The sequence below is a fragment of the Ensifer sp. Root278 genome, from assembly GCF_001429285.1.
GTDB lineage: Bacteria > Pseudomonadota > Alphaproteobacteria > Rhizobiales > Rhizobiaceae > Ensifer.
In genome coordinates this window covers 199,169-213,377 of record NZ_LMJJ01000040.1, presented here as the reverse complement: position 1 = coordinate 213,377, position 14,209 = coordinate 199,169, and the positions used below count along the sequence as shown (strand labels likewise).

Annotated in this window: 11 protein-coding genes; 6 read left to right on the top strand and 5 right to left on the bottom strand. The window is 64.1% G+C overall.

What is annotated here, in order from left to right:
• Positions 1–2 precede the first annotated feature (2 nt).
• The 4 genes from ASE60_RS22865 to ASE60_RS22850 all read left to right on the top strand — a co-directional run bounded on the left by ASE60_RS22865 (position 3) and on the right by ASE60_RS22850 (position 3,371).
• Positions 3–494 carry an ester cyclase gene (locus ASE60_RS22865; protein ID WP_057253266.1) on the top strand — a complete coding sequence of 164 codons (492 nt, stop codon included), beginning with the start codon at positions 3–5 and terminating at the stop codon, positions 492–494.
• A gap of 237 nt (positions 495–731) precedes the next feature.
• Complete coding sequence (gene fhuF, locus ASE60_RS22860; RefSeq protein WP_057253264.1) at positions 732–1,487, top strand: siderophore-iron reductase FhuF; 756 nt, start codon at positions 732–734, stop codon at positions 1,485–1,487.
• A gap of 50 nt (positions 1,488–1,537) precedes the next feature.
• Positions 1,538–2,629 carry an ABC transporter substrate-binding protein gene (locus tag ASE60_RS22855; RefSeq protein WP_082616104.1) on the top strand — a complete coding sequence of 364 codons (1,092 nt, stop codon included), beginning with the start codon at positions 1,538–1,540 and terminating at the stop codon, positions 2,627–2,629.
• A 217-nt stretch (positions 2,630–2,846) separates the two neighbouring features.
• Positions 2,847–3,371, top strand: a complete 525-nt coding sequence (locus tag ASE60_RS22850; RefSeq protein WP_057253261.1) for a DUF3426 domain-containing protein — start codon at positions 2,847–2,849, stop codon at positions 3,369–3,371.
• Positions 3,372–3,488: 117 nt separating this feature from the next.
• Here ASE60_RS22850 and ASE60_RS22845 read toward each other — a convergent pair whose 3' ends face one another.
• A complete protein-coding gene (locus ASE60_RS22845) occupies positions 3,489–4,043 on the bottom strand; it encodes a cysteine hydrolase family protein (RefSeq protein WP_280137722.1) in 555 nt (184 codons plus the stop codon).
• A gap of 142 nt (positions 4,044–4,185) precedes the next feature.
• Here ASE60_RS22845 and ASE60_RS22840 point away from each other — a divergent pair, with 142 nt between their 5' ends.
• Positions 4,186–4,629: an Lrp/AsnC family transcriptional regulator gene (locus ASE60_RS22840; RefSeq protein WP_093234395.1), complete on the top strand. Its 444-nt coding sequence runs from the start codon at positions 4,186–4,188 to the stop codon at positions 4,627–4,629.
• A gap of 42 nt (positions 4,630–4,671) precedes the next feature.
• On the opposite strand, the gene ASE60_RS22835 is transcribed toward ASE60_RS22840, so the two are convergent.
• The 4 genes from ASE60_RS22835 to ASE60_RS22820 all read right to left on the bottom strand — a co-directional run bounded on the left by ASE60_RS22835 (position 4,672) and on the right by ASE60_RS22820 (position 13,211).
• Positions 4,672–5,904 (bottom strand): aromatic ring-hydroxylating dioxygenase subunit alpha, encoded by a 1,233-nt coding sequence (locus tag ASE60_RS22835; protein ID WP_057253257.1) that lies wholly within the window; start codon positions 5,902–5,904, stop codon positions 4,672–4,674.
• Positions 5,905–6,443: 539 nt separating this feature from the next.
• Complete coding sequence (locus ASE60_RS22830; protein ID WP_057253255.1) at positions 6,444–7,988, bottom strand: trimethylamine methyltransferase family protein; 1,545 nt, start codon at positions 7,986–7,988, stop codon at positions 6,444–6,446.
• Positions 7,989–8,319: 331 nt separating this feature from the next.
• Entirely contained in the window at positions 8,320–10,767 is a 2,448-nt protein-coding gene (locus tag ASE60_RS22825; protein ID WP_057253253.1) for an FAD-dependent oxidoreductase, read from the bottom strand.
• The gene (locus ASE60_RS22820; protein ID WP_057253250.1) at positions 10,764–13,211 is read right to left on the bottom strand and encodes an FAD-dependent oxidoreductase; all 2,448 of its coding nucleotides are present in this window, start codon (positions 13,209–13,211) and stop codon (positions 10,764–10,766) included. The genes ASE60_RS22825 and ASE60_RS22820 overlap by 4 nt, the downstream gene beginning before the upstream one ends.
• Positions 13,212–13,336: 125 nt before the next feature.
• On the opposite strand from ASE60_RS22820, the gene ASE60_RS22815 reads away from it, so the two are divergent.
• The gene (locus tag ASE60_RS22815; RefSeq protein WP_057253248.1) at positions 13,337–14,206 is read left to right on the top strand and encodes a LysR family transcriptional regulator; all 870 of its coding nucleotides are present in this window, start codon (positions 13,337–13,339) and stop codon (positions 14,204–14,206) included.
• Positions 14,207–14,209: the final 3 nt, after the last annotated feature.

Sequence of the window (14,209 nt, the reverse complement as noted above, 5' to 3'; positions counted from 1 at the left end):
CCATGTACCGTCGTCAATTGCTTGTTGCTGCAGGCGCTCTGAGCCTCAGCGCCCTGGTGCTCTCGCCGGCGGCCTTCGCCGCCGACGCCGCGCCGGATGTGGTCGCGGCCTATGTCGCGGCCTGGAACGCCCATGACTCGGCCAAGGCCGCATCCTACTTCGCCGACGACGTGACCTATTACGACGCGTCCGTCGGCAAGCCGGTCACCGGGAAAGATGCCGCCAAGACCGGCGTCATCGACAACTTCCTGAACGCGGTTCCCGATGCGGTCTGGACCATGAAGGGCGACCCAATCGCAGCCGGCGACAAGGTCTCCTTCGAATGGGAGTTCTCCGGCACCAACTCAGGCGCCTGGGCGGATGGCACGGCCGCGACCAACAAGAGCTTCAAGTTCACCGGCGCTTCGGTCTTCACCATCAAGGACGGCAAGATCGCCGCCCAGAACGACTATTACGACGCCCTCGGCTTCTACAAGCAGCTCGGTCTGATGTAACGGGCGGCGCTTAGCCTTGCGCATTGGCAGCCGCAAGCTCCGGCTTGTGGCTGCGCTCTCCTTTTGTCCGCAAATCATGATTGTAAAACTCATAAATGACTTGCGCCGCACGAAATCTTGAGTAACACGATCACCTTATGAGTTTCTGACCGCGCTCAGAAGGTGTTGCATGCTTGCAGGACAGCGTTCTTTCACGGCTGAGTTTCCGATCGGGCTTGCCCGGATGCGGGTGACGCCATGACGGTTGCCGTTTCCGAACCAGTCGTCGCGACAGGCGGCCCCAAGGCGCTGTCGGCCGCCTTTGCCGGCACCCATGCCTGGTGCAACGAGAAGATGGTGCTCTCGGACGAACTCTCCGACGGCGTTGCGCTGCCGGACTTCTTCGCCTCTGGCGCCTTCGACCGGGCGCTCGACGTCTACACGGAAAAATCCGGAGCCAGCGATCGGCGCGCCGTCGCCTCCATGTGGTCGCTCTATTATTTCTCGAGCCTCACCATCCCCTATCTGGTGGCGCGCGTGCTCGACCATCAGGTGCTCCCCGTCACCTTCGATCAGATGAAAGTGGCGCTTGCCGAAGACGGCCTGCCCCGAACCTTCGGCGTCGCCACATCGGGCGACTGGCAGGCGGGCGATGACACCGACGTCTTCGCGACGCTCGCACCGCTGATGCAAGGGCATCTGCGCGAGGTCGTCGGTTACCTCAAGTCCGTCGGCGGCATCGCCCCGAAACTCGCCTGGAACAATGCGCTCGTCTACATCGACTATGCGCTGCGGGCCTCGGGCATCGAGCCGCTGAACGCCCAGGCCGATGCCCTCATCGGCAGCAAGTCCCTGCCGGACGGCACGCCCAATCCCTTCTTCGATTGCCTCCGCCACGAGGAAGAAGACGGCGCTCGCGTCTGCCGCCGCAAGATCTGCTGCCTGCGCTACCTGCTGCCCGGCGTGCCGAGCTGCGGCAGCCTCTGCGCCCTTCCTAGCCAAAGGAACCAATAGGCTTGCCTCATCGCTGCATTTTCCAGACCGCCCGGCGGTTCTTCCTCGTCATCCTTGCTGCTCTGACGCTCGCAACCGCCGCCCATGCGGAAGGCCAATGGCCGATGACCGTCACCGATGCGATCGGCCGCGAGGTGACGCTCCCGGCAAAGCCCAAGGCGATCCTGCTCGGCAGCGGTTTCAATCTCGTCGCGCTGTCGCTGATCCATCCCGATCCCGTCAGCCTGCTTGCCGGCTGGTCCGGCGACATGAAGGGCGACAATCCCGAGATCTACGAAAGCTTCCGGCGGAAGTTTCCCGCGATCGCAGACGTCCCGCAGATCGACGACGGAACCGGCCCGGGCCTTTCCTTCGAGACGCTGCTGACGCTGAAGGCCGACCTTGCGATCCTCGCCAATTGGCAGGCCGACACCGAACCCGGCAAGCGCGCCATCGACTATCTGACCGGCATCGGTGTTCCTGTCATCGTCGTCGACTTCAACAATGATCCGCTGACGAGCACGCCGCGCATGATGCGCCTGCTCGGCAAGATCCTCGAACGGGACGAACAGGCAGACGCCTTCGCTCAGTTCTACGAGGACAAGCTGGCCTTGATCCGGGCGCGCCTCGCCGCCAGGCCGGAGCCACGCCCTCTGGTGCTGATGGACGCCTTCCCCCAGGCCGACCGCTGCTGCTGGGCCTATGGCACCGGCGGCCTCGGCGAGTTCCTGACGATTGCCGGCGGCCGCAACATCGCCGAAGGCACGCTGCCGCGGCCGGGCGGCACGGTCAACGCCGAGGCGGTCATGGCCGCCAATCCCGACATCTACATCGCTACCTCCTCGCCCGGCGGCAAGTACGGCACGCTCTCGATCGGCCCGGGTATCAGCGAAGACGAAGCGCAACAGACGCTCGCCCGCACGATCGAGGCGCCCGCCCTTTCGAGCATCCGCGCCGTACAGGAAAAGCGCGTCCATGGGCTTTGGAACTTCTTCAACGCCATCCCGCTCAACATCGTCGCGGCAGAGGCCTTCGCCGCCTGGATCCGGCCGGATCTCTTTTCCGATCTCGACCCGAAGAAAAGCCTTGCCGAGATCAACACCCGCTTCGCCGCGGTCCCGTTCGAAGGCACCTACTGGGTGGACCTGAAACCGGCGGACTAGCATCCGCTTTGTCCTCACCAGCAATAGAGTCCGTCCTTGGCCGAGAACCATCGGCTGCTGCTTATGGTCGCGTGTTGTCAGCCGCCGAGCACCCTATATAAGTGCGGTCACGGCCTTGCCTCTTGAGGGCAAGGACCGTCTAAAGCTTTGATCGGCTGCATGGTTTCCCTCTTGCATCGAATCCGATTCAAGGAATGATGCGGTGAGGAGGATCCGGATGCTTTGGTTGATTGCGTTACCGCTGGGTCTTGTCGTTGTGTATCTGGCAACGCGCTTCAGCCGTTTTCGCCAATGGGCGGAACCGATCCTCTCAGTTGCCGTAGCGGTCGGCCTGCTCGTCGCCTTCATCATCTGGTTCAGCGATCGCGACGGTCGCAAGCCCGCAGCACCTGAACCGGTCCAGACGACGCAGCCCGCGGGCCTGACCGCCGCCGACATTGCGCTTGATGGCCTGACCTTCGAGCAAAGCCAACCGGGACGAAGCTTCCGCCTGCGTGGCACGGTGACGAACAAGGGCCAGACGCTGCTCGAATATTTCCGCCTCTCCGTCACGCTGGAAGATTGCCCGGACGACGTCTGCCAGACGATCGGCGACGACGCGGCCCTCATTCTCGCCCGGGTGCCGGCCGGCCAGAGCCGGCCGTTCGAGACTTTCCTCACCTTTCCGAACCGCGAAGGCCAGAGCCTGACGGCGCCGAAATGGACGGCCGACATCGTCGAGGTCCGCGGCACAAACCGGTGAACAGCGGGTGCAATGCCCGGAATGCGACACAATTCCGGCGGAAACCCGCTTCAAAGTTTATCAGGAATCGCTTGTGAACAGCGCGCGCTCAGCGATTCGACAGGAGAGTGGGACACTCTAGGCGGCGTCCGGACGGCGTAGGGCTTCGACGAAGGCAACCGTCGTCGTCACCTCGGCGAACTCGGCGCGCAAGGTCGCGACATGGGCCCGGTGGACATCCCGGGCCGCGATTACCGTTCCATCTCCATCCGGCTGGTCGAAGCAATCGCACGCATCCTCGACGAGGATCATGCGGTAGCCGAGATTGGCGCCAACGCGCACCGAGGTGGAGACACACATGTCGGTCGAGATGCCGAAGGTAACGACTGTATCGACGCCGAGACGCCGAAGCCTGAGGTCGAGATCGGTACCGATGAAGGCCGCGTTGACGCTCTTGGTGACGAGTGGTTCGCCGGCCTGCGGCTCGAAGCCGGGCCGGAAGGCATTGCCGGGTGCACCGGCTCCAAGCGTCGAGCCCGGCATGACGCTGTCATGGCGGACATGGATCACCGGCCGGCCGGCCGCGCGCCAGGCGGCAAGCAGAGTGAGACCGTTCCGGTCGATATCGGCATTCCATCGGCGCGGCCAGGGGGCGCTGTCGAAAGCCTGCTGCATGTCGATCGGCAGCAGCACGGTTGTCGGGCACGACTGGTATTTTCATGGCAAAGCTCCTTCGTTGCGAGAAGGAAGCTATCTGTCCTATCGTCCGGTTTCACTGGACAATATGGCGCCAAACCGGACAAACGTCCGGACTTCGCGCAAAAGGAGATACAATTTGACGGAACTCGACGACAAGGATCGGCTGCTGCTGGCAGCGCTTCGCCAGGATTCACGCCAGAGCCTGGTGGCGCTCGCCCGACATGCCGGCCTCTCGCGCAGCGGCGTGCACGAGCGTCTGCGGCGCCTCGAAGCCAAGGGCGTCGTCGCCGGCTACACCATCCGTCTCGGCGTCGAGGACAAGAACCCGACGGTCAGGGCCTTGGTCGCCATCACGTTCCAGTCCAGCAAGAATTGCGACCACATCGTGCCGCACCTTTCCGCCATGTCGCCGGTCGTCACATGCTGGTCGCTCGCCGGCTCCACCGATCTGATGGTGCTCGTCGAATGCGCTACGAACGGCGACCTCGACACGATCCGCCGGCAGATTTCCCTGATCCCGGGTATCGCCACTGTGCAGACGCATGTGGCGCTCCGGACCCATTTCGATCGCAGAGATTAGGTGGGACGGCCTCGGCCGATCCCACTCGGTTGATGAGATGGATCAGACCGGTCGGCTGATCTCGTCGAGATACCAGTTGATGTAACGAAGCTCGTTATGCTCCATCGGCGCGATCGGACCCGGCACGAAATAGTGCGAGCGCACGCCGCGCGACGTGTGCTCGATGATCGCCTTGTCCTCCTCGGTCGTCACCTTCCACAGCCAGGTCAACCTGTCGAGATCGTAGTCGCACCCTTCCTCGGCCTTGCCGTCGACCAGCCAGATCAGCTCCATCTCCGACGTCTCCGCCGTCTTCGGGATGAAACGGTAGATCATGCCATGATCGGGATAGCAGACGAGGAAAGTGGTGCCGCCCAAGTGGATCGAGGTGACGCCGCCGTCGAAATCGCTGAAACGCCCCATGAGCCGGCTCAGCGCCTGGCCGTCCTTGCTGCCGGTCTTGGCGCCGTCATAGAGCGGATAGCGGAAGGCGTGCACCGCCTCCTTCCCCGTGACAGATGTCTGCCAATGGTTGCCGGAGCCGACCTCGATGCCGAGTTCGCAGGTGCGCGCCTCCATCCGGGCGTTCAGTTCCTCGATCATGTGCAGCGGCTGTTCCAGCGCATGCGTTTCGGAATATTCCGGATGCGCCGGACCGCAGTGATAGCACTCGACATAGTTCTCGACCGCGAGCTTCCAGTTGGCATCGACCGGATAGGTCTGGCGATGGGCGATCTTGGCCGACCCCCAGCCATATTGCCCGCAGGTCGCGTGCAGGAGATGCTCGACATCGCTGAAATCGAGCGGCTGGTCGGCGAATGAGATGAAGATCAGCCCTTCGATGACACGCACATGGAGCTTCTTCAGCCCATGGTCTTCGCGCCGGAAATCCTTCGGCATCAACCGCGCCGCCTTCAGCGCGCCGTCATTGCCATAGGTCCAGGCATGGTAAGGGCAGACGAAGGCGCGGGCATTGCCCTTCTTCTTGGCGCAGACCTCGGCGCCGCGATGGCGGCAGACATTGAGCATCGCGTGGATCTCGCCACTGGCCGTGCGGGTGACGATCACCTGCTCGGAGGCCATGCGGAACACCTCGAAGTCATTGACGTTCGGGATCGCGCTCTCGTGCGCCACGCAGTGCCAATGGCGGCGGAAGAGGCGCTCAAGATCGCGTTCATAAATCTCCGGGTCGAGATAGAAGGCGCGCGCCAACCCATGGCCGGGACGATGGGCGGCAATCAACTGGTCGATGCGGTCGCCGGTGACAGTCGTAGTCTTGAGCTCCGAAACGAGCATGGGGTTGAACTCCAACAATTGGACCGGAAGGACCGCGTTCCGGCGCGCGTGTAAATTTCATCGGGCACCGGATGGCGCGCCCTCTGCCGTTGGTGCGAGATCCGCCCCTCACCCTGACCCTCTCCCCGCGCGCGGGGAGAGGGGAAAGTAGCCGTTTGCGCCAGGACATCCGCCCCGCCCAGGTCCGCGCCAGCATCGCGGCGCGTTTCCCTTCCCTCGTCTGCTCTCTTGGAGCGCGACGTCGAAAGGCGCCGCCTCCTCTCGCCTCGCCGCCTGAGGCTTGGGGCTGGCCAGGCGTCTCCTTCTCCCCGTCAGAACGGGGAGAAGGTGGCCGGCAGGCCGGATGAGGGGCGCCTTCCCCCACCACGCGAACGAGGGGCAGCTTCAAGCACCTACGCCTCCGTCCCCAATGCAAACGCCATCGCTCGCGAACTTCGGCGACACCTCAGCTCGACGTAGTCCTTGCAATCTGTAGATGACGGATCGGCCAGACCTGGCCCCCGCTGCCCCCGCCCCGCGACCGGGGCGGAGAGCTAAACTCAGCAGAAGATCTGGAACCTCTCCCTGATCGCCCGATCGATATCCGGCGCGATCACCGAAGGGGCTGCTTCGGCCAGAATGCGGTTTTTCCTCTCGATCGCCCGCGCCACCAGATCGGGGCGGCCGATCTCGACCCATTCCTTCGGGCTCGTGCGATCGGCGACCGCCGGATAGATGTATTCCGTCTGCATCAGCCCAAGCGTCTGCGGATGGCCGAGATAGTGACCGGGGCCATCGAGGCAGACCGAGCGCATGGTCTCGAGCGAGACCGAATCCTCCGTCACGTCGATGCCGCGGATGCAGCGCTGCACCTGGCCGAGCAGATCGTCGCCGAGCACCAGCGACTCCAGGCAGAAGCCGAGCAGCGAGGCATGCATGCCGACGGCCTCATAGACCATGTTGAGGCCGGAAAGCCCGGCCATGACATTGGAGATCGCCTGCTCCCAGCCGGCCTGCATATCCGGTAGCTTGGCGTCGGCAATGCCGGCAGCGGCCCCACCGGGCAGGCGGTAGAACTGGTGCATCTGCGCGCAGCCGGCCGTCAGCAGCGCCTGCTCGCCGGAGCCGCCGGACATCGCCCCGGTGCGTAGATCCGAGACGAACGGCCAGGTGCCGAAGACTGCGGGATGGCCGGGCGACATGGCGTTGACATAGACGACGCCCGCCAGGCATTCGGCGACCGCCTGGACAATCGCGGTTGCCAGCGGCGCCGGTGCGGTCGCACCCGCCTGGCCGGCCGAAAGTAAGAGGATCGGCATCCCGGCGCGGATGCACTTTTCCATGGTGATGCAGCTTTCCTCGGCAAACTTCATCGGCGGCACGACGAAGCAGTTCGAGTTGGAAACGAAGGGCCGCGCCCGCCACTTGTCCTCGCCGCCGGCGATCATGTGGATGAGATCGAAGCAACCATCGACATGCGAAGGATCGGAAAAGCTGGTGCCTACGTGCTTGGTAGTGCCGGCGCAGCAGGCATAGAGCGTGTTGACGTCCATCAGGAAGTTGTCGGCTACATCGCGACAGACCATGGCGCGCTGGAAGAAGTGCACGTTGTCGAGGTGATGGACGAGCTGTGCGGCGTTCAATAGGTCCTTGGCGGTGGACTCGCGATATTCGCGTTTCTCGACGTCGACGATATGCACCGCAGCACCGGCCGTGCCGTAATAGACGCGGGTGCCGCTGAGTTCGAGATCCTGCTTCGGATCGCGGGCATGAAGCGTGATGTCGCGCGCGGCGATCGCCAGCATGTCCTCGACCAGGGCACGCGGGAAGCGGATGCGCCCATCGTCGCCGAGAATGGCGCCTGCGGCGGTCATGATCTCGATGCCCGATTTCGGCGCGTTGGCGAGCCCGATCTGTTCGAGCGCATCGAGCGCCGCCTCATGGATGCGCTTCACGCCGGCATCGGTCAGCGGCTTGTATTGCCCGCCGGAAAGGCCGGGCCGCACCGGCCGGATGTTTTCGGCCAGCGGCGCCGAACGCAGCGCCACCCGCGCCGCCCGCCCGCCGGACCGTCTCGAAGCCGCAACTGCACAATCGTCAGCCATCATCATCTCCCAATGGGGCAGCTTGCCCCCTCATTCGCGCGGTGAGATTAAAGCCCCTCATCCGCCTGCCGGCACCTTCTCCCCGTTTTGACAGGGAGAAGGGACATGCTGATCCCGCTCGTTCCCCTCCTCACCGTTCATGAGGAAGAGGATTATCTGTCTTCTGCGCCCGCCTCGTCCGTCCCCTGCCCCTTTCCCCGCCTGCGGAGAGAGGGAACGAGTCCGGCGCCACGCGTCCCTTCTCCCCGTCAGAACGGGAGAAGGTGCCGGCAGGCGGATGAGGGGCAGTCCTCAAGCACCGAACACGATGCCCGACGCCCAAACGCCTCACCTACATCCGCACCCGCTCCGCCCGCGGGTCGTACATCGGCTTCAGCGACGCCTCGGCCGCGACCCGCGTCCCGGCGATCTCGATCTCGAAGCGCGAGCCGAGCACGTCGTCTGCGCTCTCGCCTTCCGAGGGCACGTAGCCGAGGCCGATGGCGCCGCCGAGGTGGTGGCCGTAATTGCCTGATGTGATCGTTCCGACGATCTTGCCATCGCGAACGATCGCCTCGTTGTGGAAGAGCAGCGGCTCCGGATCGGCGAGACGGAACTGCACCAGTCGGCGTGAAAGACCGCGATTGTGCTTGGCAAGCACCGCTTCCCGACCGATGAATTCGCCCTTGTCGGCTTTGACCGCAAAGCCGAGACCGGCTTCGAGCACATGGTCCTCGTCGGTGATGTCGTGGCCGAAATGGCGGAACGCCTTCTCAATCCGGCAGCTGTCGAGCGTATGGATGCCGCAGAGCTTGAGCCCCAGATCCTGCCCCGCCTCCTCCAGCGCCTCAAACACGTGCGCCGTCTGGTCGGTCGAGACATAGAGCTCCCAGCCGAGCTCGCCGACATAGGTAACGCGGTGCGCACGGGCGAGGCCCATGCCGACCTCGATCTCGCGTGCCGTGCCGAAGGGATGGGCGGCATTCGAAAAATCGTTGGGGCTCACCCTCTGCATCAGCTCGCGCGCCTTCGGCCCCATGACGCAGAGCACGCTTTCGCCGGCGCCGACATCGGTGATGACGACAAATTCATCGGCGAGATGTTTGCGCAGCCAGGCAAGGTCGCGCTGCAGCGTGGCGCCCGGCACGACCAGCAGGAAGGCGGTTTCCGAAAGACGCGTCACCGTCAGATCGCTTTCGATGCCGCCGCGGGCGTTCAGCATCTGGGTGTAAACGATGCGGCCGGGCTCGACGTTCATCTCGTTGGCGCAGAGCCGCTGCAGGAAGGAAAGCGCATCGCGCCCCTCCACCCGGATCTTGCCGAACGAGGTCATGTCGAACAGGCCGACGCCGTTGCGCACGGCGAGATGCTCGGCCTTCTGGTTCTCGAACCAATTCTGCCGCTTCCAGGAATAGCGGTATTCGCGCTCCTGACCGTCATTTGCAAACCAATTGGCGCGCTCCCATCCCGCGACTTCGCCGAACACGGCGCCGCGCGCTTTCAGGTGTTCGTGCAGCGGCGAACGCCGCACGCCGCGCGCCGTCGCCATCTGGCGATAGGGGAAGTGATCGGCATAGAGCAGGCCGAGCGTCTCCGAGACGCGATCCTTGAGATAGGCGCGGTTCTTCTGGAACGGCTGCGCCCGGCGGATATCCACTTCCCAGAGATCGAAGGGCGGCTCGCCGTCGTTCATCCATTGGGCGAGCGCCATGCCGGCGCCGCCGGAGGAGACGATGCCGATCGAATTGTAGCCGGCTGCCACCCAATAGCCCTTCACTTCGGGCGCTTCGCCGAGATAGTAGCGGTCGTCGGGCGTGAAGCTTTCGGGGCCGTTGAAGAAGGTGTGGATGCCCGCCGTTTCCAGCATCGGCATGCGGTTGACCGCCATCTCCAGGATCGGCGCGAAGTGGTCGAAATCGTCAGGCAGCTGGTCGAAGCAGAAATCCTCGCGGATGCCGTCCATGCCCCAGGGCTTGGCCTTGAGCTCGAAGGCGCCGATCAGCATCTTGCCGGCATCCTCCTTGTAATAGGTGCACTCGTCCGGCACGCGCAGCACTGGCAGGCGCTTGAGCTCCGGGATCGCCTCGGTGACGATGTAGAAATGCTCGCAGGCGTGCAGCGGCACGGTGACGCCGGATTGCCGCGCGAACTCCCGGCCCCACATGCCGGCGCAGTTGACGACATGATCCGTCTCGATTGTGTAGGTCTCGCCGTTCTGCTCGCAAGTGACGCCGGTGACCCGGCCGTCCTTCTTCAGCACGGCCGTCACCTTGACGCCCTCGATGATCGTCGCGCCGTTCTGCCGCGCCCCCTTGGCCAGCGCCATGGCGATGTTGGCCGGATCGCATTGGCCATCGAGCGGCAGATGCACCGCCGCCTTCACGTCCGAAGTGTTGAGGTGCGGATACATCGCCTTCACTTCATCAGGCGTGATCTCGCGCACGTCGACATTGAAGGCGCGCGCCAATGACGCCTGGCGATAGATTTCCTCCTTGCGTTCCTCCGTCAGCGCCACCGTGATCGAGCCGTTCTGGCGCATGCCGGTGGAAATGCCGGTCTCGGCCTCGAGCTTGACGTAAAGATCGGCGGAATATTTCGCCAGCCGCGTCATGTTTTGCGACGCGCGCAGCTGGCCGATAAGGCCGGCCGCATGCCAGGTCGTGCCCGAGGTCAGCTGCTTGCGCTCGAGCAGCACCACGTCGGTCCAGCCGAGCTTGGCGAGATGATAGGCGACGGAACAGCCGGAAACGCCGCCGCCGATGATGACCGCACGGGCTTTCGAGGGAATGGGCTTGGTCATGCGCGCAGTCTTTCATTGGAGGGATCCCAGAGCGGCTGGTCCGCCTCGACCGTCGCCTTGAAGCGGTCGCCGAAGATCTCGACCTCGATTTCCTTGCCGGGCACGGCAAGATCAGCGCGCAGCATGCCAAGCGCGATCGACTTGCCGACCCGGTAGCCCCAATTGCCCGAGGTCGTCTCGCCGACCACCTGACCATCGGACCAGAGCGTCGACATGTAAGGCGCGTCGCAGCCGTCGGCGGCGACCGTCAGGGTGACGAAGCGCTTGCTCACGCCCTGCTGCTTTTCGCGCTCCAACGCCGCCTTGCCCTTGAAGCCGGGCTTGCCCCAGTCGACGAAGCGCTCGAGCCCGCCCTGCAGGATGGTGTAGTCGGTCGAAAGATCGCCCTTCCAGGCGCGATAGCCCTTCTCGATGCGCAGGCTGTCGAGCGCCTCCATGCCGAAGGGTTTGAGGCCATGCTTCTGACCGGCCGCCCAGACGGCGTCGAAGATGACGGCCGTATCCTCCACCTTGGTGTGGATTTCCCAGCCGAGCTCGCCGGCGAAGGAGACACGCACCAGCTGGCAATAGCGGCCGGCGATCTGAGCGGTCTGGTGCGTCAGCCAGCCCTTGGCGAGATCAGCATCGCTGACCTCGGCGAGGATCGCGCGCGACTTCGGCCCGGTCAGGATCTGGCAGGAGAAGGACTTGGTGACATCGTCGATGGTGAAGGCGGCATTGGCCGGCCGGTGCTTCGTCAGCCACTCGAAATCGTGCCACTGCGCCGTTGCGGCGGTGATCAGGAAGAAGAAGTCCTCGTCAATCATCATGACCGACATTTCGGTGACGATCCGGCCCTTGTCGTCCGCGAAATAGGCAAGGCCGATACGACCCGGCTTCGGCACGCGCCCGGTGATGAGGCCCGAAAGCCACGCGGTCGCCCCCTCGCCCTTCACCCGGAAGCGCGAGAAGCCCGGCAAATCGAGAATGCCGGCGGCATCGCGCACGGCCAGACACTCCTCCTCGATGCGCTTCGCCCACGGCCCCGCGCGACCCCAGGTCTGCGTCGCACCTTCAGAGGTGTCGTCGCCGGGTTTGGCGTACCACATGGCGCGCTCCCAGCCGTTATAGGGCTTGAACTGCGCACCGAGTGCCTGGATCCGGTCGTGGATCGGTGACAACTTCTTGCCGCGGCCCGCCGCCCAATAGTGTTTCGGGAAATGCATCGCGTACTCGTGGCCGTAGATCTCCATGCCCTTGGCGATACAATAGTCCTGGTCGGTATAGTCGGTGCAACGGCGTGGGTCGCAGGACCACATGTCCCACTCCGTCTGGCCCTCGGTGATCCATTCGGCCAGTACCTTGCCGGCGCCGCCGGCCTGACAGATGCCGAAGGTAAAGACGCAAGCCTCAAACGCATTGGGCACGCCCGGCATTGGGCCGATCAGCGGGTTGCCGTCGGGTGCATAGGGGATCGGGCCGTTGATGATCCGCGACAGCCCGGCCGTGCCGAGGATCGGTACGCGTTCGACGGCGTCGTTCAGGTACCATTCCAGCCGATCGAGATCGTCGGGGAAGAGCTGGAAGGAGAAATCCTCTGGCATCGGATCGTCAGGCGTTATCCAATGGGCGCGGCAGTTGCGCTCATAGGGCCCGAGGTTCATGCCGTTCTTCTCCTGGCGGAGATAGTAGGAGCTGTCGACGTCGCGAAGAAGCGGCAGCTTGTGGCCCGCCTCCTTCGACCAGGCGGCAAGCTCCGGGATCTCGTCGAACAGGATATACTGATGGCTCATCACCATCATCGGCACGTCGCGGCCGAACATCTTGCCGACCTCGCGGGCATAGTAGCCGGCGGCGTTGACGACGTATTCGCAGCGGATTTCGCCCTGCGGTGTGGTGATCACCCATTCGTCGTTCTCTCGGCGCGCCGCCGTGACGGGACAGAAGCGGATGATTTTTGCGCCCATGTCGCGCGCGCCCTTGGCGAGCGCCTGCGTCAGCTGCGCCGGGTCGATGTCACCGTCATAGGGATCGTAGAGCGCGCCGGTCAGCTCGTGCGTTTCGAGGAAAGGGTAGCGGGCGCGCATCTCGTCGGGCGACAGGATATCGAGATCCATGCCCTGGTAGCGACCCATGCCGACGACGCGCTTGAACTCCTGGAGGCGCTCCTTGGAGTGGCCGAGCCGGATTGAGCCAGTGACGTGATAGTTCATCGGATAATCGACGAGTGCGCCGAGGTCGCGATAGAGCGATGCCGAGTAGCGCTGCATGTTCATGATCGACCAGGAGGACGAAAACGTCGGCACGTTGCCGGCCGCATGCCAGGTCGAGCCCGCCGTCAGCTCGTTCTTTTCCAGAAGCACGCAATCGGTCCAGCCGGCCTTGGCAAGATGGTAGAGCGAGGAAGCGCCGATCGCTCCCCCACCGATGATCACGACCCGTGCGTGCGACGGCAAATTCGACATCAACTGTTCCCTCGTTTTGGCGGAATTCTTGCCGGGGAAGCAGTGCGCCATCAAGCGACGGAAACAGGCTTTATTGATCGACAAATTCGATTAGATTGAAGCGATTGCAAAGGGGAGCGCATGGCATGCAGGTGGAACTGATCGAAACCTTTCTCGACCTGATGGAAAGCCGCTCCTTCAACCGCACCGCCGAGCGGCTGAACATCACCCAGTCGACCGTCTCTCATAGGGTCAAGGCGCTCGAAGCCCAGTTCAACCGCAAGCTCTTTACCCGCAACAAGGGCGGAACGGTGCCGACCGCCGCCGGCCTGCGCTTCCTCGACTATGCAAAAGCGCTGCAAAACCAGTGGCATGAGGCAACACGCGCGGTCACCAGCGCCGGTGCGCTGGAGCGCTCCATGCGCCTCGGTATCCAGCACGACCTGGCCGAGGCCTTCGCCGGCGAATGGATGGCGGCAATTCGGCAGGACTTGCCCGCCACCGAGGTCTATATGGAGGCCGATTATTCCAACCAGATGAACCGAGACCTCGGCGCCGGCGACCTCGATCTTGCGATCCTCTACACGCCCCACTACCTGCCCGATCTCTATTACGAACGGATCGGCGATCTGCATTACGTGCTGGTCAGCACCGAGGCGCGCGAACTGGCCGAGGTCCGCTCCGAGAACTATATCCGCGCAAGCTATTCGCCGACCTTCGACCGTGCCCACCGGCTGGCCCTGCCGCACCTTTCCGCAGCCCTGCTTTCGGCCGGCCAGAACATGGCGATCACCCGGCTGCTCGCCGCCCTTGGCGGCGCGGCCTATGTGACGGCGGCAACTGCGGAGCGGCTCGCCGCGGACGGATTTGCCGATCGGGTGCAGGATGCGCCGGCCATCGCCCAGACCGTCTATGCCGCAACGAGCCTTCGAACACGCCACGCGCACCAGCACCGCAAGATCATCGGCGCCATGGGCGCGCTGCTCTCGACGTTGCCTGTTCCGAGCGGGCCTTAAAGC